Raw genomic sequence first — 26,068 nt, forward strand, 5'->3', positions numbered from 1 at the left:
CGGCTCATGCCTGGAATTGTCCTGCAAAGCTGTAACGCGTGCCAGGATAAACCAGCCGGGCCACGCTGGCCACATGGGCGCCGCTGACGGTGCGACGCATCATGGCCAGGCAGGGTTCGTTGCGTTTGATGCCCAGTTGTTTGGCCTCCTGGGCCGTCGGCAAGCAAGCCTCGATGGAATAACTGGCTTCGGTCAAAGGCGCATGCACCAGCAGATGGTGGGTAGGTGTGGTCTGGGTAAAGTCGGTGTCGAGAAAATCCGGCGCGGCGGCCGGGTTCACGTAGCGGTCCTCGTACTGGATGGGCACGCCGTTTTCCATATGCACCAGCAAGGTGTGAAAAACCCGCGCACCCGTGCGCAAACCCATGGTTTTGGCCAGATCGACGCTGGCCTTTTCGGCCACGACCTGCAAAACCCGGGTGGTGTGTAAATGGCCGCGCTCGGCCACCTCTTCATGGATGTCCCGGATTGTGAGCCGGGAAGAAATACGGTGCAACTCGGCCACCCGTGTGCCCGATCCCTGCACCCGCGTCACTAGGCCCTCGGCAGCCAGTTCGCGCAGGGCGCGGTTGACCGTCATGCGGCTGATGCCGAACTGCACCGCCAGCACCGCCTCACTGGGCACCGGGTCGCCCGGCTTCCAGGTGCCGGCGCTGATACGTGTCTTGATGAAGGCCTTGACCTGCTCATACGCAGGCATTAAAGGTGTTGGCATAAGCCATAGATTACCCCAGTTGACACAAGTTGTATAGACAACTACGATTTACCGGACAGTGTTTGTTTTCCCCTGTTTCCCGTCATCGCCGGAGTTTTGCCATGTCAGACCTTTCGAAAACCCCTTTTCTCGACAGCAAGGCCAGGCCGGTGCGCGCGCCCCGCGGCAACACCCTGAGTTGCGCCAACTGGCAGATCGAGGCGGCTTACCGCATGATCCAGAACAACCTCGATCCCGAGGTGGCCGAGAACCCCGACGAACTGGTGGTTTACGGCGGCATCGGCAAGGCCGCGCGCAACTGGCCGGCGTTTGACGCCATCCTGGATTCGCTGCGCAAACTCAAGGCCGACGAAACCCTGCTGGTGCAGTCGGGCAAACCGGTGGGCGTGTTTCGCACCCATACCGGCGCACCGCGTGTGCTGATCGCCAACTCCAACCTGGTGCCCAAATGGGCAACCTGGGAACACTTCAACGAACTGGATCGCGCAGGCCTGATGATGTATGGCCAGATGACGGCCGGCAGCTGGATCTACATCGGCACGCAGGGCATCGTGCAGGGCACCTACGAGACCTTTGTCGAAGCCGGGCGCCAGCATTTCAACGGCGATTTGTCTGGCCGCTGGGTGCTCACCGCCGGCCTGGGCGGCATGGGTGGCGCGCAGCCGCTGGCCGCCACCTTTGCCGGCGCCTGCTCGCTCAACATCGAATGCCAGCAGTCGCGCATCGACTTCCGGCTGCGCACCAAGTACGTGGACAAACAGGCCAAAGATCTGGATGAAGCGCTGGCGATGATCCAGCACCACACCAGCCGCAAGGAAGCGGTGTCGATTGCCCTGTGCGGCAACGCGGCCGAAATCGTGCCCGAGCTGGCCAGGCGCGCCGCAGCCGGCGGCCTGCGTCCCGACATGGTGACCGACCAGACCTCGGCGCACGACATCATCAACGGTTATTTGCCAGCCGGCTGGACCGTCGCGCAATGGCAGGCCGCGCAAAAAGACCCGGCCCAACATGCGGCGCTGACACAGGCCGCCGGCACATCCTGCGCCACCCATGTGAAAGCCTTGCTGGCCTTTCATGCCATGGGCATCCCGACCGTGGACTATGGCAACAACCTGCGCCAGGTCGCCAAGGATTTTGGTGTGGCCAACGCCTTTGACTACCCCGGCTTTGTGCCCGCCTACATTCGGCCGCTGTTCTGCCGCGGTGTCGGCCCCTTCCGCTGGGTGGCCCTGAGCGGCGACCCGGAGGACATCCGCAAGACCGACGCGAAGATGAAAGAACTCTTCCCCGACAACAAACACCTGCACCGCTGGCTGGACATGGCCGAAGAACGTATCAGCTACCAAGGCCTGCCAGCGCGTATTTGCTGGATAGGTCTGGGCGAGCGCCACCTGGCCGGCCTGGCCTTCAATGAGATGGTCAAAAGCGGCGAACTGAAAGCCCCCATCGTCATCGGGCGCGACCACCTCGACAGCGGCTCGGTCGCCTCGCCGAATCGCGAAACCGAAGCCATGAAAGACGGCAGCGATGCCGTCAGCGACTGGCCGCTGCTCAACGCTTTGCTCAACACCGCCAGCGGCGCCACCTGGGTCAGCCTGCACCATGGCGGCGGCGTCGGCATGGGTTATTCGCAACATTCGGGTGTGGTCATCGTCTGCGACGGCACGGCCGAAGCGGCGGAGCGTATTGAACGGGTGTTGTTCAACGACCCGGCCACCGGCGTGATGCGCCATGCCGACGCGGGTTACGACATCGCCAAAGCCAGCGCCAAAAGCAACAGCCTGAACCTGCCGATGCTGGGCTGAGCCGCTCCCAGCCACCCGTTTCCTTTTTCCTTATTACCCCATGCCCCAATCCGAAACCCTGATCCCGGGGCAACTCAGCCTTGCCCAGCTGCGGCGCCTGTGCGGCGTGACACCCGTGTCGGTGCAACTCGACCCGGCCTGCCGCGCGGGCATTCGCGCCAGTGCCGCTCTGGTCAAACAAGCCGCTGAGGGCGGCGATGCCGTCTACGGCGTGAACACCGGTTTTGGCAAACTCGCCAACACCCGCATCGCCAAGGAAGACCTGGCCTTGTTGCAGCTCAAGCTGCTGCGCTCCCATGCGGTGGGTGTGGGTGAGCCGCTGGCTGAACGGGTGGTGCACCTGATCCTGCTGCTCAAGGCGACCAGTCTGGCGCGCGGTTATTCCGGCGTGCGCGAAGAAGTGATTGACGGCCTGCTGGCCTTGCACAACCAGGGCGTATGCCCGGTCATCCCCTGCCAGGGCTCGGTCGGCGCCTCAGGCGACCTTGCGCCGTTAGCCCATTTGTGTCTGCCGCTGATTGGTGAAGGCGAAGTCTTTTACCAGGGCCAGCGCATGCCCGCCGCTGAGGCACTGACGCAAGCCGGCCTGGCGCCGTTAAAACTCTCGGCCAAGGAAGGCCTGGCACTGATCAACGGCACCCAGGTTTCCACTGCACTGGCGCTGGACGCCTTGCTGGCGACCGACCGTCTGTTTGAAGCCGCCGTGATTTCCGGCGCCTTGACGCTCGACGCGGCACGCGGCAGCGACGGCCCGTTTGATCCGCGCATCCACGCCGTGCGCGGCCAGCCTGGGCAGATCGCTTGCGCCGCGGCCTACCGCTCGCTGATGCTGGGCAGCGAGATTCGCCGCTCGCACCTCGAAGGCGACGACCGCGTGCAAGACCCATATTGCCTGCGTTGCCAGCCCCAGGTCATGGGCGCCTGCCTGGACCAGATGCGTTATGCCGCGCAGGTGCTGGTGATCGAGGCCAATGCCGTGACCGACAACCCGCTGGTTTTCGCCGAGCAAGGCAGCCTGCTCTCCGGTGGCAACTTCCATGCGGAACCGGTCGCGCTGGCCTGTGATGCGCTGGCCGTGGTGATTGCCGAAATCGGCGCCATCACAGAACGCCGCATCGCCATGCTGGTGGACACCGTGGTGTCGCGCCTGCCGCCCTTTTTGACGCCCGATGCCGGCCTCAACTCCGGCTTCATGATTGTGCATGTCACGGCGGCCGCGCTGGCTTCCGAAAACAAGTCGCTGGCGCACCCGGCCAGTGTCGACAGCCTGCCGACCTCGGCCAATCAGGAAGACCATGTGAGCATGGCCACCTTTGCCGCGCGCCGCCTGCAGCCCATGTTGCGCAACACCGCACACATTGTCGGCATCGAACTGCTGGCTGCCGCCCAGGGCATCGAGTTTTGCGCCCGCTCACCAGTTCGGCGCCGCTTGAAAGTGTGTTGCGCCTGATCCGTATCGTCTCCCCCGCCATGATGGAAGACCGCAGCCTGGCTCGCGACATGGAAGCCATGCACCATCTGGTGGCGGCCGGCGACATTGCGCATGCGCTTGATGCGCAAATACCGGATTTACACGCATTGCGGCTGGCATGAAGACTGCATACAGTTTGGCCACCAACCCTTTCACCCCCTAAAAACCAGGAGAACCCATGAAAAAGCTGCTGACCCTCTCTCTCGTCGCCCTCGCCTGTCTCTCTGCGCAAGCCCAGGAAACCAAAGTCACCCTGGCCATGTCGGGATGGACCGGTTTTGCACCGCTGACCCTGGCCAAGGAAGCCGGCATTTTCAAGAAAAACGGGCTGGATGTGTCGATCAAGAAAATCCCGCAAAAAGACCGCCACCTGGCGATTGCCTCGGGTGACGTGCAATGCGCCGCCACCACGGTGGAAACCTGGATCGTCTGGAATGCCAACGGCGTGGCCACCACGCAGATTTTCCAGCTGGACAAAAGTTACGGCGCCGATGGCATGGTGGTCAAACCCAACATCAGCAAGATCAGCGACCTCAAAGGCAAAACCGTGGCCGCCAGCGCACCCGGCACCGCGCCTTATTTCACCCTGGCCTGGATGCTCAAGAAAAACGGCCTGAGCACCAAAGACGTGAAAATCGTCAACCTGGAACCACAAGCCGCGGCCAACGCCATGATCGCCGGCACCGACGGCATTGACGCCGCCATGACTTACGAGCCTTACCTGGGTGCCGTGCGCGCCAAGCCGGAAGCCGGCAAGATCATCGCCACCACCCTCGACTACCCCATGATCATGGACACCGTGGGCTGTACCCCCAAGTTCCTGGCCGACAACCCGAAAGCCGCCAAGGCCCTGGCCGACAGCTACTTTGAAGCCGTCGAGATGATCCAGAAAGATCCGAAAAAGAGTTACGAGATCATGGGCGCCGACGTGAAGCAGACCGGCGAAGCGTTTGAAGCCTCGGCCAAATACCTGCGCTGGCAAGACCGCAGCGCGAACCAGAAGTTCTTCGCTGGTGAACACGCGGCCTTCAGCAAGGAGGCCGCCGAGCTGCTGATGGGCGCCGGCATCATCAAGGCCTTGCCCGACATGAGCAAGCTGGCCGACACCCGCTTCCTCAAATAAATGCGGCCTCTTCAACCCGTGAACCCCGGCGCGCGCATCGCGCTGGGGATTAGCTTCTTCGTCCTGTTTTTTGCACTCTGGGCCGCGGTCACGTTCGGCGGGATGGTCTCCAAGACCTTCCTGGCCGACCCGCTCACCATGGTGCGATCGGGTTACGACCTGCTGGTCAACCAGGGCTTCATCAAGGACATCGGCATGACGGTCTGGCGGGTGCTGGGCGGGTTTGCCCTGGCCGCCTTGCTGGCTATTCCGCTGGGTGTGCTGATGGGCGCCTACAAACCAATCGAAGCGTTTTTTGAACCCTTTGTGAGTTTTGCACGTTACCTGCCGGCCTCGGCCTTCATCCCGCTGCTGATTCTGTGGGCCGGCATTGGCGAGGCGCAAAAACTGGCGGTGATTTTTATCGGCTCGTTTTTCCAGCTGGTGCTGATGTTTGCCGTGAGTGTGGGCAACACGCGGCGCGATCTGGTGGAAGCGGCCTACACGCTGGGCGCGGGCGACCGCGGCATCGTCACGCGTGTGTTGCTGCCCAGCAGCGCGCCCGAGATTGCCGAGACCCTGCGCATGGTGCTGGGCTGGGCCTGGACTTATGTGATCGTGGCTGAACTGATAGGCGCGTCCAGCGGCATCGGCCACATGATCACCGACAGCCAGGCCTTGATGGCCACCGACCAGATCATTTTCGGCATCATCGTCATCGGCGTGATCGGGCTGGTGACCGACATGGCCTTCAAAGCCCTGAACCGCAAGCTGTTCCCCTGGGCACAGCTCGGCAAATAACTGTCATGGCGACGGCCAGCACACCGAAAACTTCATGAGCATTCTTCAAATCTCCCAGGTCTCCAAAACCTTCGCGGGCGCCAAGGGCGGCACCGTCGCCTTGCAGGCCACCGACCTGAACGTGGCCGAGAACGACTTCATCACCATCCTCGGCCCCTCGGGTTGCGGCAAAAGCACCTTGCTGCGCATGGTGGCCGGCCTGGACATCCCGACCACCGGCAGCATCACGCTGGACGGCCGTCCCGTCACCGGCCCGGGTGCCGACCGCGGCATGGTGTTCCAGAGTTACACCCTGTTCCCCTGGTTGACCATTCTGGAAAACGTCTGCTTCGGCCTGCGTGAAAAAGGTCTGCCGCTGGCCGAGCAACACGCGATTGCCCAGCCCTTTATTGCCAAGGTCGGCCTCAAAGGGTTTGAGAACCACTTCCCCAAACAACTCTCGGGCGGCATGCAACAACGCACGGCGCTGGCCAGGGCCCTGGCCAACAGCCCGCGCATGTTGCTGATGGACGAGCCTTTCGGCGCGCTGGACCATCAGACCCGTGAGTTGATGCAGGAGTTGCTGCAAGGCATCTGGGAGGCCGAACGCAAGACCGTGCTGTTTGTCACCCACGACATCGACGAAGCCATCTTCATGGGCAACCGTGTGGTGGTGATGAGTGCGCGCCCGGGCCGCATCAAGTGTGACCTGCCGGTGCCTATCGAGCACCCGCGCCACTATTCGGTCAAGACCACGCCGGTATTTATGGAGCTCAAGGCGCGGCTGATGGAAGAAATCCGCATCGAGGTACAAAGGGCAGCCGGCTTGCTGGTGGAAGCGGCCTAACTCTGGCTGGAACGCCGCCATGCTTGACACGGTGCTGGCGGCCGATTTCTCATATTTTTTAAGAGAAATTGGCCTCCAGCCCTTTCATCATATGCGCAAGCAGCTATCAATTAAATAGCGAATTTACTCCAGCGACATCTTCGCGGCGCGCGCCACCTTGCCCAGACGTTCGTACTCCGAGGCCGCCAGCGCGCCCAGGCTTTCGGCGCTGGAGCTGCGCGGCGAAAAGCCGGCTTGTATCAGCTTGTCCTTGATGGCCGGTTGCGCCAGCGCTTCGACAAAAGCCTCGTTCAAGGCCTGCACCACGGCGCGCGGCATGCCGGCCGGGCCGAAAACGCCGAACCATGGGTCCACGTCATAACCAGCAATACCGGCCTCGGCCATGGTCGGCACATCCGGCAGCGAGGGCGAACGGGTTTTGCCGGCCACGGCCAGCGCACGCAACTTGCCGGATTTGATGTGTGGCAGCGACGCCGGCAGGTTGTCAAACATCACCGGCAGGTGGCCGCCCAGCATGTCGTTGATGCCAGGCCCGCTGCCCTTGTAAGGCACATGGGTCAAGCTGGTTTGTGTCATCTGTTCGAACATAGCGGCCGCCAGGTGCATGGAGGTACCCGCGCCCGCCGTGCCATAGGTCAGGCCGGGTTTCTGTTTCACATAGCTCACAAACTCGGCCACGGTTTTCACCGGCAGCGCCGGGCTGACTTCCAACACGATGGTGGAATGGCCGAGCAGGCTGATGGCGCTGAAGTCCTTGCGCGGATCGAAGGCCATGGACTTGTAGAGATGCGGGTTCAGCGCATTGGTCGAGATGGCGCCAAAACCAATGGTGTAGCCGTCAGGTGCCGCCTTGGCCACCGCGTCCATGCCGATGTTGCCGCCGGCGCCCGGTTTGTTGTCGATGATCACCGGCTGGCCCAGCTTTTCGGCCACGCGCTGGCCCACCGAGCGCGCCACCAGATCGGTCGTGCCACCAGGCAGATAAGGCACGATAAAACGGATGGGCTTGGCTGGATAGTGGGCATCCTGAGCCAGCGCCGGCAGTGTCAGCAAACCGGTCACCGCGAGCACGGTGGCCAGACCGGCGCGCCGGCGGAAAGAAGAAGCGATCATGTACAGGGTTTCCTGATGAAGTGAGGACAGGCGATTATTCCCGCAGAGTGAAGCCCGCACAAGCGGCTCGTTACACCCATTAACGCCCTCGCTTGACAAAGACTCGGCATGGCTTTTAAACTAAACCACACGGTTAAGTTTAAAGGCGATGTTCTGAACCGGCTGGTTCGCCGCACTGACACACAGCACAGCCCCCTTCCGAACCAGCTTTGCAGGAGGCTGTCATGTGGTTCTCCCTGTACCGGAAGTTCTGGCGCGACAGACTCGATGCACTTGGCCGATATCTGTACCACCAAGAGGAAATCAAACCATGGCAAGCAGCGCCCTCCAGGAAAGCCCCTCACTCCGGCTCCAGCGGACCTACCCGGTCCCGCCCGAAAAAGTCTGGCAAGCATGGACAACCCCGCAAGCCCTGACCCAATGGTTCGGCCCGGGCGAGCCGTCTTCTGTCACGCGGGCCGACCTGGATGTGCGTATCGGCGGCCGTTACCACATCGCCTTCACGACGCCGGACGGCGAAGCCCACGATGTCAGCGGCGTCTACCAGGAGGTGCTCAAGCACCGCAAGCTGGTGTTTACCTGGGCCTGGAAAAGCACACCCGAACGGGTGTCCCGGGTCACCGTGGCCTTGCGGCCCACGGCAGAAGGCACGGAATTGACGTTTCTGCATGAGCAGTTTTTCGATCAGGCCGCACGCGACAACCACGAGCGCGGATGGACAGCCACATTTGTCAAGCTCGACGCCTTCATGGCTGAAGCATGAACCAACACGCAGACCGGTATGAATGAATTGGCCTGGCCGTGATCGCACTCAGCGCAGAACATGTTTTTTCACAAGGAGAGCGACATGTTGAACCACAGCAACGCCATGGCCACCATCGCCGTCAAGGACGTGGCCCGCGCCCGGACGTTTTATGTGGACCAACTGGGCTTGCAGCCCCTGGACGACGGCGAACCCGGCCTGTTGACCCTGCGCAGCGGCAGCAGCACGGTCCTGGTCTACCCATCGCCCTACGCCGGCAGCAACCAGGCCACGGCCGCGACCTGGACCGTGGGCGACAACATCGAAACACTGGTGACAACGCTGAAAGACAAAGGTGTGGCCTTTGAACATTACGACCTACCCGACACCACGCGCCAAGGCGACATCCATGTCTCGGGCGAACGCAAGGTGGCGTGGTGCAAAGACCCGGACGGCAACATCCTGTGCCTGGTCAACGCCTGAACCCTGATCCCGTTTTTTCAACCACCCGCAAAGGAGAACTCCCATGGCCCACTACATCGATGGTTTTGTGCTGCCGGTTCCGAAGAAAAACATCGACGCCTACCGCCGCATGGCGCGCAAGGCTGGCAAGATCTGGCGCGAACACGGTGCGCTGCAATACACGGAAAGTGTGGCCGACGACGTGAAGCCGGGCAAGGTCACCTCCTTCCCGCAAAGCGTGCAGCTCAAGGCCAGCGAGGTGGTGGTGTTTTCGTGGATCGTCTACAAGTCGCGCAAACACCGGGACAGCGTCAATGCCAAGGTGATGAAAGACCCGCGCCTGGCCGACATGATGGACCCGAAAAAGCTGCCTTTTGACGGCATGCGCATGTTCTGGGGCGGCTTCAAGGTGGTGATTGACCTTTGAGCCCTGGCGCCGGCCACAGCGCAGATTATGAATAAAATAGGCCTCCAGCCCTCATGCGCATTGCGCAATCAGCTATTTATTTCATAGCAAATGCGCATTACAGCTTTAATATAAGGTGGCGCGCTGGCGGGCCGGCAGTTCGCGGTCGTAGGCCTCGCCATCGATCGCCGCCTGCGTGAGCGCCTGCAAAATGGTGCCTGGGCTGGGTAAGCTGGCCCGCACATCCGCCGCCGGGGCCTGCCACAAAGCAGAGCGCTGGATGGCCCGCGCGCACTGGAAGAACACCGTCTCCACCTTGACCACGATCACACACTTGGGCAACTGGCCTTGCACGACAAAACGCGCCAGCATCTCGGGCGCGATGCTGATGCTGGCGTGGCCGTTCACGCGCAAGGTTTCACCCACGCCGGGAATCAAAAAGAGCAAGGCCACGCGCGGATCGGTCACGATGTTGCGCAGGCTGTCGACCCGGTTGTTGCCCCGGCGCTCGGGCACCAGCAAGGTGGTGTCGTCCAACACCTGCACAAAACCGGGCGGATCACCACGCGGCGAAACGTCCAGCCCACCCGGCCCGGCCGTGGCGAGTACCGCAAACGGCGAGGCCTCGATCAGCGCCCGGTAATGCGGATGCACAAAGGCCACTTCCTTCTGGATGGAGGCCGCGCCCACCGTGCCAAACAACGATTCCAGCTGCGCAACGGTGGTGATGGCGTGAGGATCTGAGGAGGTGTTCATGAGGCGAGTCCTTGAGATTTCACGAATTGTCCGCGAATGAATTTGACCGCGCCTGTTCAGCTCCGAGCGGATACGCCTTTCGTCGACTTGCGCTACATTGAACGCTCATTACGCCCATCAAAACCCCGGAGCCCCATGACCGATCTCTCCACTTTCCCCATCACCCAGAAGTGGCCAGCCCAACATCCCGACCGGTTGCAGCTGTATTCCTTGCCCACGCCCAACGGCGTCAAGATTTCCATCATGCTGGAAGAAACCGGCCTGCCCTACGAGCCGCACCTGGTGGACTTCGGCAGCCATGACCAGATGTCGCCCGAGTTTCTGTCGCTCAGCCCCAACAACAAGATCCCGGCCATCCTCGACCCCAATGGCCCGGGCGGCCAACCGCTGGCCCTGTTCGAGTCCGGTGCCATCCTGATTTACCTGGCCGAGAAGAGCGGACAGTTCATGCCGACAGACGCCGCCGGCCGTTACGAAACCATTCAGTGGCTGATGTTCCAGATGGGCGGCATAGGCCCGATGTTCGGCCAGGTTGGTTTCTTCAACAAGTTCGCCGGCAAGGACTACGAAGACAAACGCCCGCGCGACCGCTATGTTGCCGAATCCAGACGCCTGCTCGGCGTGCTGGACCAGCGCCTGGCCGGCCACGCCTGGATCATGGGGGATGCTTACACCATCGCCGACATCGCCACCTTCGGCTGGGTGCGCAACCTGATCGGCTTTTATGAAGCCGGGGAGCTGGTCGGCATCCAGGATTTTTCCAACGTCACACGCGTGCTGGAAGCTTTTGTGGCGCGCCCTGCGGTCGTCAAGGGCCTGGGCATTCCCAAACGCGGCTAGTGGCCAGTACTAAGACTTGGGCACCACACCCGGCAGAAACTTCACCCCGGTGCGTTTGACCAGCTCGTCATAACTGATGGGCTGCGAGGCCCGGGTTTCATCCAGGTTTGCCTGCCAGTGCGCCCAGGCGCGGTTGGTTTCAACGTCGTAAACCAGCTTGTAGAGGTAGGTCGGCACCTTCACATGGTTGTGGCCAATACTTTCGCTCTCCGGCGTGAACACCGGGCCGGTGATCACAAACACGTCTCCTTTCGCCCGGTGCGCGTATTTGCGCGTGGCCTGCTCGATCTTGGCCCAGGCGCCCGAGTTGTGTTTCATGGCCTGGGGCACCATGTTGGCCAGCGAGAAGCTCTGGGCCATGGCGGCGGGACTGGGCATGTCCGCCGCTGGCGCCATATGGCCACGCGAATAACCGGAGTGTTTGTAGTCGTCCAGAGCCGCCCGCTCACTCTGCGGCAAGCGCGCATCGGCGAAAAACTTGTTGGAGCGTTTCTCGCCGGCGTCGTCAATGCTTTCGCGGTTCAGGCGCTGGGCGACAAACACCGGGGTTTTGGTTTCCCCGCTGTGCAAAATGGCAAAAGCCTCGTAACACAGCGCCCGCTGCAAAGGCCGCTGCTGCACGGCCGGCGGCTGGCTCTTGGCAAAAAACTGGGGACATTGTTCAAATCCTGTGGCAGCCTGGGCTACCAGGGCTGCGGCGGCAGTGGCAAAAATCGCCCCCTGCCCCATCCATCTCATCACTAAACGCATTCTTTTCTTCAATCCATTGACACTGGGAATTCAGGGCCGCGATTAGACCACTGAACCTGGCATGGATAGTCCGAAAAACCTTTGATGTTGGGCGTGATTGAAGCAGAGGCGCATCATTCGCCCGGCATGCCAGCAGCGACGCCCTGCTGGGTCGTCACCACTGGCTTATTCCTTCTTCAGAAATCTCAGCGATCGAAAGCCGCTTGCAAGGCTGCCTTGTCCTTCACGCCGCTTTGCAACAAGAGCATCAGCAGGATGCGCGCCTTGGCTGGTTTCAAGTCATCGGCCATCACCGCACCTGCGTCGGACGTGGTCTTGCCGCCACCAACAAAGCCATAGTTGGGCAACACGCGGCCATTGTCGACACGGGTCGAGATCACCACGGGAACCGACTTGGACAGCGCGTACTTCACGGCTTCGAACATAGGCGCGTTCATATTGCCCATGCCCAGGGCCTGAACCACAATGCCTTTGACACCGCGGTCAACCGCATGGCGAAGTGCCGCACCTTCGGCACCGCCATACATGGCGATGATTTCCACTTCAGGCATCTTGTCGGTACGGATCTCGATGTGCTGGCGGCGCACAGGCGCATTGGCGTACATGACGCGGTCCTGGTAGACCTCCCCGAGGAAACCAAAGTCGCCAGAGTTGAAGGTCTCGACATTGCCTGTATGCGTCTTCCTCACGTAGCGCGCGGAGTTGATCTGGTTGTTCATGGCCAGCATCACACCCATGCCCTTGGACTTTTCATCCACAGCGATACGGGCGGCATTGAGCAGGTTGCGTGGACCATCAAAATCGGACTGTGATGCATTGCGCTGGGCACCAATCAGGACCACAGGCTTGGACGACTTCACGGTCAAGTCCAGCCAGAAGGCGGTCTCTTCCAGCGTGTCCGTGCCGTGCGACACGATCACGCCGGCCACGTCCTTGCTGTCAAGAGAGCTTTGCACGGCCTTGCTGAGCTGCACCCAGCGCACCGGATCCATGTAGTCCGAAGGCACGTTCGACAAATTGTTCACGTGGATGCTTGCGTATTTGCCGATATCGGGAACTGTGGCCAGCAAGTCATCGCCCGAGATCGCCGGCACAGGCGCGTTCTTCACGGGATCGATCTTCATGGCGATCGTCCCACCTGTCGCGATGAAATGAACAACTGGTTTGTTTTGAGCAAAGGCAGAGAAAGCGGTCATGAGGGCAGCGGTCACTATTGCAGTTTTCAATTTCATATGGATTTTTTCAAGCCTGAAAGGTGATGGAGACGTCGTGTCGCGAGGAATATAAGCCTCGCGAAATCGGATCATATGCGCCTTCGTTACAAGGTGAAAAGAAATGAATGAAAAATTTCACATACATTCACCACGGAAGAAAAATTGACAAGAAACCAACACCACCAGACTGCAATTTTGGGAAACTTCACCTGATTGGGCGCAGTTGAGCAGAGATGCCCGCAAAACGTCTTTTGCCTTCCAGGATGCTTAGAAATTTTGGGAGCTCAGAGCATCAACACCCGCTTCAACAAGGACTTGAGCCTGCCTAAAAATTTGACCGGCATGAGCCAGATTTCTGTCTGTCTTGAAGAGATTTCCACGTCTGATGGGAGAAGATCCACGCGCTGAAAACACCCCTGAAGGAATGGAAATCGACCGATTGAATCGCAGTCCATAACAATCATTCTCGTAAAGTGCCGGCCTTGACATAGCAGACTGTTTGTCCGCCGCGCGCTTGTCATCAAAGAAAAATCGCGCAGCCAACGATCACATTCAGAGGATCATGACTGGCGAGAAATTTCTTCGCCAAGGAAAGGTCGAGCACAGAAAAACACCAGCGATTGAATGACATCCTGCGTGCCTTCCTCCATGTACAGCGGTATGTCCGCAGTCATCGCTATGGGCGATGCTGCAGACCCGGGCACTCTCGCCATCAGTTTGCCACGACCTCAAGGCCTTGAGTCGAGAGTGCCGTCTCGCTCAAGCCGAGCAAGCTCAGCTCTCATGCTTCCAACTTTTCCCTAGGGTAAAGCTTGCGCGTCCTCAGCGACGCCAGGGCGTCAAATAACGCTCAGCCCAGGCCAAAGCGCCATACAGACCCAGGCCCATGAAGGCAAGCACGGCCACCGCGGCAAAAACACGGGGCGTATCAAAAGTACCTTGGGCGCTCAGGATGACGTAACCAAGGCCTCGCTGGGACGCCACGAATTCGCCAACGATTGCCCCCACCAAGGCCAGAGAGATGGCGACCTTCATACCCGCAAGAATGGACGGAAGTGCCCCTGGCAAACGAACCTTGAAAAAGAAATCCATCCTGGAGCCTTTGAGCACACGCCCCAGATCCAGCACATCGCCAGGCACCGATCGCAGTCCGTGCATCGCATCCACGATGACCGCAAAAACAGCGATGAGAAACGCGATGGCAATCTTGGGTTCGGAGCCCGTCCCAAGCCAGATCACGAACAGCGGCGCAATCGCCACCTTAGGCACGCTGTTCAGGCCGATGATCAGGGGATAAACCGTGTGTTCAAACAGTTTTGAGCCCACCAGCATCGTTGCCAGCAACACGCCTATGACGGCGGCCAGGACGAATCCGGCCAGCGTCGTGAGCAGGGTATAAGCGGCGTGGTCCAGGTAGAAACGCCACTCGCCGAATAACTCGTTGATCACAGCGCTGGGCGGCGGAAGGGTGACTGGGCGCACGTGCAGCACACGCACCAGGACCTCCCACACGACCAGGAAGCCTATCAGCGAGAGTGCGCCCAGGATCCACTGCTGCGCTGCATGTGTTTTTTTCGTGCTCATGCTGCGACCGCCTCGTTGACTTGTCCAGGCTCTTCGTTGAGGAGTCCCATGTCATGAAAAAGTGCGCGTATGCGGTTGGTGTATTTGCCAAACTCGGGCGTCTCGCGCACCGCCAGCTTTCTAGGCCTAGGAAGGTCGATCTCTATGATGTCCGCAATTCGACCCGGCCTGGGCGAAAACACCACCACACGGTCGGCCAGGTAGACGGCTTCCGCGATGCCATGCGTCACAAACACCACTGTATTGCGCGTCTCCAGCCAGATGCGCTGCAGCTCTGCGTTCATCTGGTCGCGCGTGAGTGCGTCAAGCGCCCCGAAAGGCTCGTCCATCAGCAGCAGGCTGGGTTGATCAATCAAGGCCCGGCAGATCGCAGCCCGTTGGCGCATGCCGCCGGACAGTTCCCGGGGGTATTTGGAAGCGAAGTCGGTCAGGCCCACCAGCTTCAGCAAATCACGCATGGGCTGCTGGTAGTTCGCTACTGGTTTGCCCGCGAACTCGATCGGAAGCATGATGTTGCGCGCTATCGTTCTCCATTCGAGCAGGGCGTCGCGCTGAAAAACCATGCCGACGTGATCCGGTGGACCGGAAATCTCCCGGCCGTCCGCCTTGAGGCTTCCGGAGGAGGTTTCTTCAAGGCCCGCGATGCAACGCAGAAAGGTGCTCTTTCCGCAGCCGCTGGGCCCAAGAATGCTGACGAATTCGCCAGGCCGGATGTCGAGCGAAATCCCGTCCAGGGCCGTCAGAGGCGTCTCGCCCCCGTAAACCTTGCGCACGTCGACGGAGGTGATGGTTGATGCGCTCACTTCGGCACACCCGCAGCAACACGCACCAGGCCGGGTGCAAAAAATTCATTGCCGTCCTTGATCGACTTGATCAGTCCGACGTCCGTGAGTGTCTTGACCGCGACGCTAAAGTCCGCGGCAACAGGCGCGCCCAGCATTTGCCCGGCAGGAACGGGAAGCTGGAAGAAACCCTTGAGCGCATCAATCTGTGCCCGCAGAATCTCCTTGTTCAGCTTGGCTTGCGGCCGTTGCGCGACGATGGCATCAACGGCTTCGGACTCATGGCCGTTGTAGATGTATTGCCATGAAGCGGCAACAATGCTTGCAAACTTGGCGATCGCTTCGTGTTTTGCCGCCAGCTTGGCCTCAGTCGCAAACAGTCCAAAACTTGGCATGTTCAAGTTGTAGTCTGCAAATCGGATTGCATTGGAGGCACGCGTTTGCGACACCACAGGCAGAAAGAAGGGAATGGTCGAAAACGCAGCGTCGGCGCGTCCGGCAGAATAAGTGGCGGCCTTGCCTGCCGCGTCGACGTTGACCAATTCCAGGTCGCTTCGTTTCAATCCGCCTGACGCCAGGAAAGCGTCAATGAAAGGCGCTTCAAGGGAGCCTGCGGTGTAGGCAACCTTTTTGCCCTTCAGATCTTTCGGGTCCCTTGATGCCGGCATCTTTCGGAACCAGCAAGCCGATGTCACTCAAACGCGCGAAAACGGCGACGGCCTTGACCGGCAGGCCCTTGTCGCGGGCAATCATCATGGACGCCAGGGCCGCATGTCCCACATCAAACTGATCACCACCGCCAACGATCTGGACCGTCGTCACGGAGCCGTTGCCGTCTTCCAGCGTGACATCCAGGCCAGAAGCGGCGAACCATCCCTTTTGCTGGGCCAGGTGCATGGCGGCCTGAACGCCCCAGGGTGTCCAGTCCATGCGGACTTTGAGCTTTTCGGGGCCCTGGGCCAGCGCGCCCACTGAAAGGGTAAGACCAAGACAGCCAACGGCAAGACTGCCGATCAGGCGAGACAGTAAACGGTTCATAGTAATTCTCCAATAGGAAGTAAGAAGCCAGGCACGCCCCCCAGACGATCGCGCCAAACAGGAACGGAAACTACGTTTTTTTGATTCATTCACCACGGCCGAAGAGCCGCTTGATACGGGACCACATCACGCTCATGCCAAGGCTGAAGGCATTGAGCTTTGCCGGCGGCAGAGGCAAATCTGACGAGCGGTTCGGATTCATGCGAAGCGTGACGTTCTTGCCGAATTCCTGAATCAGGCGGCCGACAAAGTCTTTCACCAGACCTGAACGCGAGAACTGGGCCAAGGGACCCTGCAGCGAATAGAGAAGATCGACCTCCACCTTGGTGGTGTTCGCGTCGATCTCGACCATGCGGTAGGACACATCGCCATTTGCCCGGGACTTGCTGATGGAGTCCTGACCAGCGCCCTTGAGAACGGCGGAATGCGCCTGCTCGTTGCGATCCAGACGTGCGGCACCATTGAAACTGGCCGACATCGGGCCGAACTTGATGGCCACGCGGCCTTTGACGCGATCACCCACGTGCTCTGTCAGTTCCGCCCCGGGCAGGCAGCCGGCCACGGCAGGCAGGTCTGCCATGAACTTCCAGACGGCGTCGGCGGGATAGGGAACCTTGAAGCTGCCTTGTATGCTGGTGCCGCCCTTGATCGCCGTGGCATTCTCGTCGGCGGCCGCCTGTTTTTCTGCGACCACGGCCACCTTGCCAATGTCGGTCGCCTGGAAGGTTTGAAAGCCGGCCGCGCCCCCTGCCACGACCGTGACCTCCTTGAAAACCTTCTTGGTTTCTGCCCGAAGTTTCGACACTGCGGGAACCGCGTCATCACGGCATTGCGCCAGGACATCCATGACGGCATTGACGATGCCCATGTAACCTGTGCAGCGGCAAAGATTGCCGGAAAGTTCTACACGAATCAGATCTTCGTCGGCATGGGGAAAACGCAGCACGATGTCACGCGCGGTCGCCAGCATGCCCGGTGTGCAAAAGCCGCACTGCAGGCCATGGTGACGCGAGAAGGCAGGACGCAGCCGCGCCATGATCGCGTCGTCGCCGTAACCTTCGACCGTGGTGACCTTCTTGCCGTCGCAGGCCACGGCAAACGTGATGCAGGAGCGAACCGGCTGACCGTCGACCAGAAGGGTGCAGGCGCCACAGACGCCGTGCTCACAACCCAGGTGGGTTCCGGTCTGACGGCCTTCGTCGCGAACGAAGTCGGCCAGGTGCATGCGCGACGGCACGTCGCGGTTGACTGTCCTGTTGTTGATCTCGATGGCGATGACCGTCATAACGTTTTCTCCTTGCCCAACACTTGTTCCAGACAGCGCAGGACAGCGGCCGTCATCAGTTTGCGGTCTATGGCGTCCTTGCCTGGGGCGGCGGCCTCCAGGGCCTTGCCGATGTCGGCACGCGTCGGGATGGCACCCGACTCGGCGACCGCAGCCGCGATAGCCGGCAGCGCCTGGGGCGCCCCGTCCAGCGCGCCGACCACCACGCGCGCGAATCCTCGACGCGGATCAAAAACAGCGCAGCAACTGGCTTCGGCGAATTCGCCGGTCTTGCGGCAGAACTTCGCATAGCCCCAGCGGGCCTTGTCCCCCAGCTCAGGCACATGGATGGCGCTGATCAATTCGCCTTCGGCCACATCGGTGGTGTAAGCCCCAAGCATGAAGCGGTCCATGGGGACCATGCGCTTGCCTCCAGACGACACCAATTCCAACTGCGCGGCCAGCGCCGTCATGGTCAACACCCAGTCCGCCGCCGGATCGGCGTGCGCCAGACTTCCGGCCACGGTGCCGCGGTTGCGGATAGCACGGTAGGCAATGCCTGCTGCCACGGTTTGAAGAAGGCTTCCACGCAGCAGCGGGAACACGCCATCTTCGATCTCGGCATGGGTCACGGCCCCTCCGATACGGATCACCCCATCGGCAATCGTTACATCGCGCATCTCGGGCAGTGCCGTGCAGTCCACGACCACCTTGGGCCGTGCGAGCCGGAGGTTGAGCATGGGCCCCAATGACTGGCTCCCCCCCATGACCTTGACCGCGCCTTGCCCCTCGGCCAGGCGCTGGAGTCCGTCCTTCAGCGTCGAAGGACGGACATATTCAAATAAAGCTGCTTTCATTATTGATTCCTTAAGCGGCCTGGCGAAGCTGAACCGCCTCTGCCCTAGCAATGGCCTCGAGCAGGCGCCGGGGTGTCAGCGGGGTGTGAGCAACTTCCGCGCCCAGTCCTTGCAGGGCGTCGTTGACCGCGTTAAAAATGGCCGCCGGCGGTGCAATCGCGCCGCCTTCGCCCATCCCTTTGGCGCCGAACTCGGTGTGCGGCGAAGGTGTCTCAAAATGATGGATGCGCATGCGCGGAACTTCCGTGGCGCCCGGCAACATATAGTCGGCCAGTGTTGATGCCAGCGGCTGGCCGTTGGCGTCATACGGCGTCTCTTCGTACAAGGCGGTGCCTATGCCTTGCGCGACCCCGCCATAGGTCTGTCCTTCGACGATCAAGGGGTTGATCATGGTGCCGCAGTCTTCCACGATGACGTAGTCGTGAATTTCAACGTGCCCGGTTTCGGGATCCACGGCGACCGTAACGGCGTGGCTGGCGTATGTGAAGGCACCGGTATCGACCTTCGGTTTAAACCCGGTGGTGGTCTCCAGGCCCCCTTGGTCAACGTCGGCAGGCAACCTGTCGGGGCGCAGGTACCAGGCCTCGGCGATTTCGGCGATGGCGACGCTGCCACCGGGGCCGACAACCCGGCCATTCACCAGTTCCACATCCTCTGGTTGGGCACCCAGCAAATGAGCGCCTATCCGCTTGATGCGCGGGGCCAGCACTTTACAGGCGCGCGACACCGCCCCGCCCGACATCACCAGCGAACGTGAAGCGTAGGTTCCCGTCGAGTAAGGTGTCTGTGCCGTATCGCCGTGGACCAACTTCATGCGGGAGATATCAATTCCCAGGACTTCGTGAGCAATCTGCGCAAAGCTGGTTTCCATGCCCTGGCCGTGCGAATGCACGCCAACACGCATCTCCAGTCCACCATCGGGTGTGACGCGCACGGTGGCGGAGTCGAAACCCGGGATGACAGGCGTGCCCCAGGCGGCGAAGACGGAGGTGCCATGGGCCGACTGCTCGGTGTAGGTGGCAAAGCCCATGCCGATCAGCCGGCCATCCGCCTCCCCTTGGCGCTGCCGCTCGCGCACCGCTTCGAAATCAATCATCTCGCGGGCCTTCAGCAGGCTGGCGGGGTAGTCACCGCTGTCCAGATGTTTGTTGGTGACGTTGACGTAGGGCATGAGGTCTGCCGACACAAGATTTTCCAGGCGCACTTCCCAAGGCTCGCGGCCCACCGCACGGGCTACCGCGTCTATCGTCAGCTCCATGGCGAAACAAACGCCCGTGCGCGCCACGCCGCGATACGGAACAAAACCGGGTTTGTTCGTTGCCACGCATTCCGTCACACAGCGGTAACCGCGGAACGCATAGGGGCCGGGAAGATTGCCTATCGCCTGCCCTGGTTCCAGGCCAATGGTGAAAGGCCAGACAGAATATGCGCCGCCGTCGATGACGATATGCGCGTCTAGCGCCAAGATCTTGCCGCGCTCGTCGGCATAGGCCGTCATGTCGTAGTGATGCTCCCGCGTATTGGCACCAGCGATCAGATGTTCGCGTCTATCCTCCAGATAGCGAAACGGTTTGCGATGGGTTTTGGCCAGCCAGGCGACGCACAGCTCTTCCTGTTGCAACACACATTTGTAGCCAAACGCGCCGCCCACATCTGGTGCGACAACGCGAACCTGGCCCTGATCCATGCCAAGGCACTTGGCCAGGATGGTGCGAATCATGTGCGGCACCTGGGTGGCGGTGTAGACCACCAGCATGTCGGCCTGATGATCCCAATACGCCAGCACGGCCTTGCCTTCCATAGGCACCATGCAATGGCGCGCCAGATCGACGGAACGCCTGACGACCAGTTTGGCCTGACTGGCAAGTGCGTCGAAGCTGGTGTCGGCTTTCAGCGTCAGAAAGTTGTGATGTGTCCAGCCCTCATGGATGAAATCCGCTGTCGCGGCTTTGGCCGTGGTCGCGTCGGCATAGACCGGCAGATCCTCGAATTCGAGTTCTATGGTCTCGGCGATGTCTTCGGCCTCCGCGCGGGTGGGCGCAAAAGCCAGTGCGACCGGCTCGCCCACAAAACGTACTTTGCCCGAGGCCAGCGGTGGTTGCGCTGACGACTGGTAGGTCGGAAGCGCCGATTCGGCGACAATGTCGAGAACATCGCCCATGGATGCACGTAGCACGACGCGGCTGGCGGTTTCGGGCGCCAGCGTGGTGCTGATGATGCGGGCATGCGCAAAGGGGCTGCGCAGGAAGGCGACCTCATTCATCTCCGGCATGTACATGTCGGCCACGAACTGTCCACGACCGTTCAGATGCCGGGCATCTTCCTTGCGTTCCACGCGCGCGCCCACGCCCTGACTCGCCGACTTGGCAGGATCGGGTTGACTGTGTTGCATTTTCTGTCTCCGGTGAGCTATTTGGGATCGCTGGCTGCGCCGCCGAACATCTTGGATGGGTCGTCACGTTCATTGGGTGTATCTTCCGCCCGCTCGGGAGCATTCTGGAAGTTGAGCTGCACTTTATCGGTGTCCACCACCATCTCCTTATCAAGGAAGAAGGTGACCGTCTGAGGCACAAAGATGACCACGGCAACGAGTATCAGCTGCATGAAGACCCACGGAATGGCACCGAGGTAGATGTCCTTTGACTGCACCTTGTGGGGCAGCTTTCCTTCTTTGTGCAGCGTGTCGGAAATGCCACGCAGGTAGAAGAGGGAAAATCCGAAGGGTGGATGCATGAAGCTGGTTTGCATGTTCACACAAATCAGCACGCCAAACCACACCAGGTCAATGCCGAGCTTTTGCGCCACCGGGCCCAGCAAGGGCAGGATGATGAAGGCGATCTCGAAAAAGTCGAGGAAAAATGCAAGAAAGAAAATGAACACATTGACCACGATCAGAAAGCCTACCTGGCCGCCCGGCAGATCAGCCAGCATGTGTTCTATCCATAAGCCGCCGCTGACACCTTGAAACACCAGGGAAAAAGCGCGTGAGCCAATCAGGATGAACACCACCATCGCAGTCATACGCATGGTCGAGGCCATGGCACTTTGCAGCAACGACCAGCTCAGCCGGCCATGCACGGCCGCCAGCAGGAACGCACCAAGCGCCCCCATGGCGCCCGCCTCGGTTGGTGTGGCGATGGCCTCGTCAATACCCGGCAAGCCGCCCATGGACCCCAGCACCGCGAAGATAAGAAAAGCTGAAGGGATGATGCCGCGCAGGCACTTGGACCACAAGGCCCAACCATTGAGCGTGCGCGCCTCCTTCGGTATGCCCGGCACATCTTGCGGCCGGAAGCGGCCGAGAAGAAAGGTGTAAAGCGCGAAGAGGAAAACCTGCAGGATGGCGGGCCCCCACGCGCCCTTGTACATGTCGCCCACTGAGCGGCCGAGCTGGTCGGCCAGAACAATTAGGCACAGGGAGGGCGGAACAATCTGCGTGATCGTGCCAGAGGCCGCCAACACGCCAGTGGCGTAACGCATGTTGTAGCCATAACGCATCATCACCGGCAGCGAAATCATCGCCATGGCAATCACCTGGCCGGCCACGGTACCCGTGATCGCGCCCAGAATGAAGCCCACAATAATGACGGAGTAGCCCAGGCCACCGCGCACGGGTCCGAAGAGTTGGCCCATTGAATCAAGCATGTCCTCGGCCAGGCCGCAGCGTTCAAGCACGCATCCCATCAGGGTGAAAAAGGGAATCGCCAGCAAAAGGTCGTTCGACAGGATGCCGAAAACGTTCAGAGGCAGGGCCGACATGAATCCGGCGGGGAACCATCCATGTAGATGGCGACACCGCCGCTGGCAACACCCAGCGCGGCCAAGGAAAAAGCCACAGGAAAGCCGAGCAGCAAAATGGCCACCAGGGCCGCGAACATCATCGGTGGAAATGCTTCGAGGCTCATTGCAGGGGCTTTTCGTAGTGAAGGTTCATCTCATAGCGGTTCTGTAGCCATAGAACCCGTTTGGCGATCTCGCTGAGCGCCTGAAGCACCAGGAGACCGAATCCCGCGGGCAACAGTGCCATCGCAGGCCAGCGGATCAGTCCTCCGGCATTGGGGGAGGACTCCCCTGAACGGACCATGTCAACAAGCAGCGGCCACGACAGGTAGGCGAGAAGGACCGTGATCGGCAGCAAGAAGACGATCAGCCCAAAAAGATCTATATAAACCTGGCGGCGCGCCGACCAGCGTCCATAAAACAGGTCGACGCGAACATGTTCGTTGAGTCGGAGCACTTGCGCGGCGCCCAGCATCACGCCAGCGCCAAAGAGATACCACTGGATCTCCAGCCAGCCATTGGAGCTGATGCCAATGCCATAGCGCACCAGCGCGTTGCCACCGCTGATCACGCAAGCCAGCAATAAAGCCCACTTTGCAAGCACACCGGCAAAGTCGGTCAGATGGTCTATGCCGCGCACCCAGCCAGGCAGCGCGCGGTCGTTGGGGGTTATCGTTTTCATGTGGGACGATCAATCATTCAAGGGGCGCCTGCGGGTGGGCGCCCCTTGCGGCACCTGGCCGTGTTTACTTGGTGACGTTTGCGAAGGTGTAGTTGTCCAGCTCGGCCTCTGCCACGCGGAACCAACTGGCCTGATCACGGCGGTACTTGAGCCAGCTCGGCAACATCGCCTTGAAGTCAGGGTTGGCTTCCGAAAGTTCGTTCATCAGTTCGTTGGAAGCCTTGAAAGCAGCGTCCATCACGGGCTTGGGGAAGTAGGACAGCTTGGCCCCTTGACCGACCAGCTTTTTGATCGCCTCGGGATTCCGGTTGTCGTAGTCAGCAATCATCTTCATGGTCTGCTCATTGCAGGCACATTCGAAGGCGGCTTTGTACGCAGGCGGCAACGCGTCCCAGGCTTTGCTGTTAACCATCGCGGTAATTGAGGCGCTGCCTTCCCACCAGCCTGGCGCGTAGTAAAAAGGCGCGACCTTGTTCAGGCCAAGCTTGGCATCGTCATAAGGGCCAATCCATTCGGCCGCATCGATGGTGCCCTTTTCCAGCGAAGGGTAGATGTCAGCGGCCGGAATCTGTTGTGGAACGGCACCCAACTTGGACAGCACCATGCCGCCTATCCCACCGATGCGCATCTTCAGCCCCTTGAGGTCGGCCACGCTTTTGATCTGTTTGCGGTACCAGCCGCCCATCTGGACGCCAACGTTGCCGCACACAAAGTTGGTGATGCCCATCTTCTTGTACATCTCCCGCACCAGTTGCATGCCGCCGCCGAACTGCATCCAGGCGTTGTGCTGGCGAGCGTTCAAGCCGAAAGGCAGACCGGTGTCGAAAGCCACGGCCGTGTTCTTGCCCACAAAAGCCGACGCCAGCACATGGTTGACCTCGATGGTCCCGTTGCTCACGGCTTCCATGTTCTGCGCCGGGGGGACAACCTCGCCGCCGGCAAAACATTGAATCTGGAACTTGCCGTCAGTCAACTCGGCGACGCGCTTGCACAGATGTTCGGCCGAGCCGTACATCGTGTCCAGGCTTTTGGGCCAGCTGGTGGACATGCGCCATTTGATGCTGGGCGTGGATTGCGCCATGGCCGGGGCTGCGATAGCACCCAGAACACCAACCATGGCGGTTTTATCGAGGAAGGCACGTCGCTGCATGTGAACTCCAGAAAAAGTATGGATCGACGGCTTGCCCAAGGCCGTTTTATCTGTAGTTGTGGGCTATTTATCGTCAGCATACTGAGTGCATTAAGCCGTGTCAACAGGGTTTTTACATAGGGATTGACCTGATTTTCAAATGCACCAGTTAGGGTTGCCCAAAACTCAACTTTGCACCAATTTAGGCCATTTGATGTTGATTTAATGGGAGTTTTTTAACTACCTGTTGAATAAGTGATAAGTAAAAACCCTGACAAATAGCACAAATACAATCTATTGACGATTATCAGTACAGTGATGATAATTCATCCTCCTTCAACACAAAGACCCACCATGACCTGGACCAAGATTGCTACCGCCGATCAGGTCGGCGAAGACGAAGTGGTCGCCGTTGTCATCGGCGATCTGAAGCTCGCGCTGTTTAACAGCGGCGGCGGCTTCCACGTCACCGACAACATCTGCACCCATCAATACGCACTGCTCTCCGAGGGCTATGTAGAGGATGGCTGTGTCGAATGCCCACTGCACCAGGCGCGCTTTGATCTGAAGACGGGCGCCGCCATGTGCGCCCCCGCCACCCAGCCGATCCGCGTGTACTTGGTGAAGGTTGAAGGCGATGACATCCTGGTGGACGCGTGATGAATGCCGATCACACTGGCGTCCTGATCATCGGCGCAGGCCAGGCCGGCGCGACGGCGGCAGCAGCGCTGCGGGACTTTGGCTACCAGGATCGAATTGTTGTGGCGGGATCAGAGCGGCCGCTGCCCTATGAACGCCCACCCTTGTCCAAAACCATGCTTTCGGGCTCGGGCGCGGCTGAAGATATCCAGATCCATCCGACAGGATTCCACGAAGAAAAAGCTATCGAGACCCTGCTTGACACGGAGGTTGCGTCCCTGGACGTTCACGGACACACGGCCCTGTTGAAAAACGGGAAAACGATCACCTGGCAACACTGCGTGATCGCCACAGGCGGCAAGGCCAGAACCATCGCCGACCTTACGCCTGGCACGGCCCACATCCATTACCTGCGCACCATCGCAGACGCCCTGCGCCTGCGCGAAGAGATGCACCAATGCCGCTCGGTACTGATCCTGGGCGGCGGATTCCTTGGGCTGGAAGTGGCTTCAACCGCCCGGTCCATAGGTTTGTCAGCAACGGTGATTGAGAGCGCCGACCGCTTGCTGGGTCGAGCCCTTCCGCCAGAGATGTCATCCTGGTTGCACCATGCCGTCACAGCCTCGGGCGTAGACCTGCGACTGAACGCCCGCTGCGAATCCTTTGATGTCCGCGCCGACGGTGTCAGCATTGGCCTGGCTTCCGGCGAGACCTTGTCCGCAGACATGATTGTCGTCGCCGTTGGCTTGGCGCCCGAGGTGGCAATCGCCAGCCGCGCAGGCCTGTCCATTCATTCGGGCAATGGTGGCATTTGTGTCGACGCGCACTGCATGACCAGCGCCCCAGGCGTTTATGCGGCAGGCGATTGCAGCAGTCAGACCCACCCCTTCACCGGACATGAGATGCGCCTGGAATCCTGGCAAAACGCCAACGAGCAGGCCAGGCTGGCTGCGGCGGCGATCGCCGGAATGCCGACCGCCCCTCTGAGCGCGCCCTGGTTCTGGAGCGACCAGTTTGGCAACAACCTTCAGATCCTGGGCATGCCTGTGGCCGGCCTGCAATATCACCGCCGCGACGATTTCAGCAGCCCCGACGCGGCGCCGAAATTTTTGCTGCTGGGCACCAATGAAACAGGCCAGATCCTGCACGCCATCGCCCTCAATGCCGGCGGCGACCTTCGCCAGCTCAAGCCGCTGGTAGACAGCAAGACACCTTGCGATCCGATTTCTCTTTGCGACGCCACGGCGCCGCTTCGCCCCCTTGTCCGCGCCGCCTTGGCGCGAACACCCACCCTCACCGTTTCCTGAACC

The 26,068-nt window shown here is 60.5% G+C and carries 22 protein-coding genes and 3 pseudogenes; 11 read left to right on the forward strand and 14 right to left on the reverse strand.

Annotated elements, in window-relative coordinates; all coding sequences use genetic code 11:
• Nucleotides 1–4: 4 nt before the first annotated feature.
• Entirely contained in the window at nt 5–715 is a 711-nt protein-coding gene (hutC, locus tag ACHMXK_RS14845; RefSeq protein ID WP_397441322.1) for a histidine utilization repressor, read from the reverse strand.
• Between the two features lie 101 nt (nt 716–816).
• Here hutC and hutU point away from each other — a divergent pair, with 101 nt between their 5' ends.
• The 5 genes and pseudogenes from hutU (at nt 817) to ACHMXK_RS14870 (ending at nt 6,720) form a co-directional block, all read left to right on the forward strand.
• Entirely contained in the window at nt 817–2,520 is a 1,704-nt protein-coding gene (hutU, locus tag ACHMXK_RS14850) for a urocanate hydratase (protein WP_397441323.1), read from the forward strand.
• A gap of 40 nt (nt 2,521–2,560) precedes the next feature.
• Nucleotides 2,561–4,113: pseudogene (gene hutH, locus ACHMXK_RS14855) on the forward strand (histidine ammonia-lyase).
• 56 nt (nt 4,114–4,169) lie between these two features.
• Nucleotides 4,170–5,114 (forward strand): ABC transporter substrate-binding protein, encoded by a 945-nt coding sequence (locus tag ACHMXK_RS14860; RefSeq protein ID WP_397441324.1) that lies wholly within the window; start codon nt 4,170–4,172, stop codon nt 5,112–5,114.
• Entirely contained in the window at nt 5,115–5,894 is a 780-nt protein-coding gene (locus ACHMXK_RS14865) for an ABC transporter permease (RefSeq protein WP_397441325.1), read from the forward strand.
• A gap of 34 nt (nt 5,895–5,928) precedes the next feature.
• Nucleotides 5,929–6,720 carry an ABC transporter ATP-binding protein gene (locus tag ACHMXK_RS14870; protein ID WP_397441326.1) on the forward strand — a complete coding sequence of 264 codons (792 nt, stop codon included), beginning with the start codon at nt 5,929–5,931 and terminating at the stop codon, nt 6,718–6,720.
• A 123-nt stretch (nt 6,721–6,843) separates the two neighbouring features.
• Here ACHMXK_RS14870 and ACHMXK_RS14875 read toward each other — a convergent pair whose 3' ends face one another.
• On the reverse strand, nt 6,844–7,833 hold the full coding sequence (locus tag ACHMXK_RS14875; protein ID WP_397441327.1) for a Bug family tripartite tricarboxylate transporter substrate binding protein: 990 nt from the start codon (nt 7,831–7,833) through the stop codon (nt 6,844–6,846).
• 310 nt (nt 7,834–8,143) lie between these two features.
• On the opposite strand from ACHMXK_RS14875, the gene ACHMXK_RS14880 reads away from it, so the two are divergent.
• The 3 genes from ACHMXK_RS14880 (at nt 8,144) to ACHMXK_RS14890 (ending at nt 9,464) form a co-directional block, all read left to right on the forward strand.
• Nucleotides 8,144–8,596: an SRPBCC domain-containing protein gene (locus ACHMXK_RS14880; protein WP_397441328.1), complete on the forward strand. Its 453-nt coding sequence runs from the start codon at nt 8,144–8,146 to the stop codon at nt 8,594–8,596.
• Between the two features lie 84 nt (nt 8,597–8,680).
• Nucleotides 8,681–9,058, forward strand: a complete 378-nt coding sequence (locus ACHMXK_RS14885; protein WP_397441329.1) for a VOC family protein — start codon at nt 8,681–8,683, stop codon at nt 9,056–9,058.
• A 43-nt stretch (nt 9,059–9,101) separates the two neighbouring features.
• Nucleotides 9,102–9,464 carry a DUF1428 domain-containing protein gene (locus ACHMXK_RS14890; RefSeq protein WP_397441330.1) on the forward strand — a complete coding sequence of 121 codons (363 nt, stop codon included), beginning with the start codon at nt 9,102–9,104 and terminating at the stop codon, nt 9,462–9,464.
• A gap of 105 nt (nt 9,465–9,569) precedes the next feature.
• Here ACHMXK_RS14890 and ACHMXK_RS14895 read toward each other — a convergent pair whose 3' ends face one another.
• The gene (locus ACHMXK_RS14895) at nt 9,570–10,199 is read right to left on the reverse strand and encodes a pyridoxamine 5'-phosphate oxidase family protein (protein ID WP_397441331.1); all 630 of its coding nucleotides are present in this window, start codon (nt 10,197–10,199) and stop codon (nt 9,570–9,572) included.
• A 135-nt stretch (nt 10,200–10,334) separates the two neighbouring features.
• On the opposite strand from ACHMXK_RS14895, the gene ACHMXK_RS14900 reads away from it, so the two are divergent.
• A complete protein-coding gene (locus ACHMXK_RS14900) occupies nt 10,335–11,039 on the forward strand; it encodes a glutathione S-transferase N-terminal domain-containing protein (protein WP_397441332.1) in 705 nt (234 codons plus the stop codon).
• Nucleotides 11,040–11,048: 9 nt separating this feature from the next.
• Here ACHMXK_RS14900 and ACHMXK_RS14905 read toward each other — a convergent pair whose 3' ends face one another.
• The 11 genes and pseudogenes from ACHMXK_RS14905 to ACHMXK_RS14955 all read right to left on the reverse strand — a co-directional run bounded on the left by ACHMXK_RS14905 (nt 11,049) and on the right by ACHMXK_RS14955 (nt 24,140).
• Nucleotides 11,049–11,768, reverse strand: coding sequence for a DNA/RNA non-specific endonuclease (locus tag ACHMXK_RS14905; protein ID WP_397442533.1), 720 nt, complete (start codon nt 11,766–11,768; stop codon nt 11,049–11,051).
• 206 nt (nt 11,769–11,974) lie between these two features.
• Nucleotides 11,975–13,021 (reverse strand): asparaginase, encoded by a 1,047-nt coding sequence (locus tag ACHMXK_RS14910; RefSeq protein WP_397441333.1) that lies wholly within the window; start codon nt 13,019–13,021, stop codon nt 11,975–11,977.
• Nucleotides 13,022–13,825: 804 nt separating this feature from the next.
• Nucleotides 13,826–14,587 carry an ABC transporter permease gene (locus ACHMXK_RS14915; protein ID WP_397441334.1) on the reverse strand — a complete coding sequence of 254 codons (762 nt, stop codon included), beginning with the start codon at nt 14,585–14,587 and terminating at the stop codon, nt 13,826–13,828.
• Nucleotides 14,584–15,390, reverse strand: a complete 807-nt coding sequence (locus ACHMXK_RS14920; RefSeq protein WP_397441335.1) for an ABC transporter ATP-binding protein — start codon at nt 15,388–15,390, stop codon at nt 14,584–14,586. The genes ACHMXK_RS14915 and ACHMXK_RS14920 overlap by 4 nt, the downstream gene beginning before the upstream one ends.
• A pseudogene (locus ACHMXK_RS14925) lies at nt 15,387–16,407 on the reverse strand (ABC transporter substrate-binding protein). Before ACHMXK_RS14925 ends, ACHMXK_RS14920 begins: the two are co-directional and overlap by 4 nt.
• A gap of 85 nt (nt 16,408–16,492) precedes the next feature.
• Nucleotides 16,493–17,692, reverse strand: coding sequence for a 2Fe-2S iron-sulfur cluster-binding protein (locus ACHMXK_RS14930; protein ID WP_397441336.1), 1,200 nt, complete (start codon nt 17,690–17,692; stop codon nt 16,493–16,495).
• On the reverse strand, nt 17,689–18,528 hold the full coding sequence (locus ACHMXK_RS14935; protein ID WP_397441337.1) for an FAD binding domain-containing protein: 840 nt from the start codon (nt 18,526–18,528) through the stop codon (nt 17,689–17,691). Before ACHMXK_RS14935 ends, ACHMXK_RS14930 begins: the two co-directional genes overlap by 4 nt.
• Before the next feature lie 10 nt (nt 18,529–18,538).
• The gene (locus tag ACHMXK_RS14940) at nt 18,539–20,920 is read right to left on the reverse strand and encodes a xanthine dehydrogenase family protein molybdopterin-binding subunit (protein WP_397441338.1); all 2,382 of its coding nucleotides are present in this window, start codon (nt 20,918–20,920) and stop codon (nt 18,539–18,541) included.
• A 17-nt stretch (nt 20,921–20,937) separates the two neighbouring features.
• Nucleotides 20,938–22,433 (reverse strand): annotated as a pseudogene (locus tag ACHMXK_RS14945) (TRAP transporter large permease subunit).
• Nucleotides 22,430–22,990 carry a TRAP transporter small permease subunit gene (locus ACHMXK_RS14950; protein ID WP_397441339.1) on the reverse strand — a complete coding sequence of 187 codons (561 nt, stop codon included), beginning with the start codon at nt 22,988–22,990 and terminating at the stop codon, nt 22,430–22,432. The pseudogene ACHMXK_RS14945 and the gene ACHMXK_RS14950 overlap by 4 nt, the downstream one beginning before the upstream one ends.
• Before the next feature lie 64 nt (nt 22,991–23,054).
• Complete coding sequence (locus ACHMXK_RS14955; protein ID WP_397441340.1) at nt 23,055–24,140, reverse strand: TRAP transporter substrate-binding protein; 1,086 nt, start codon at nt 24,138–24,140, stop codon at nt 23,055–23,057.
• A 333-nt stretch (nt 24,141–24,473) separates the two neighbouring features.
• Here ACHMXK_RS14955 and ACHMXK_RS14960 point away from each other — a divergent pair, with 333 nt between their 5' ends.
• Both ACHMXK_RS14960 and ACHMXK_RS14965 read left to right on the forward strand, forming a co-directional pair.
• Nucleotides 24,474–24,779, forward strand: coding sequence for a non-heme iron oxygenase ferredoxin subunit (locus ACHMXK_RS14960; RefSeq protein ID WP_397441341.1), 306 nt, complete (start codon nt 24,474–24,476; stop codon nt 24,777–24,779).
• On the forward strand, nt 24,779–26,065 hold the full coding sequence (locus ACHMXK_RS14965; protein ID WP_397441342.1) for an NAD(P)/FAD-dependent oxidoreductase: 1,287 nt from the start codon (nt 24,779–24,781) through the stop codon (nt 26,063–26,065). The genes ACHMXK_RS14960 and ACHMXK_RS14965 overlap by 1 nt, the downstream gene beginning before the upstream one ends.
• The last annotated feature ends 3 nt before the right edge of the window (nt 26,066–26,068 follow it).

This window comes from Polaromonas sp. UC242_47 (assembly GCF_044452385.1).
Lineage (GTDB): Bacteria > Pseudomonadota > Gammaproteobacteria > Burkholderiales > Burkholderiaceae_C > Polaromonas.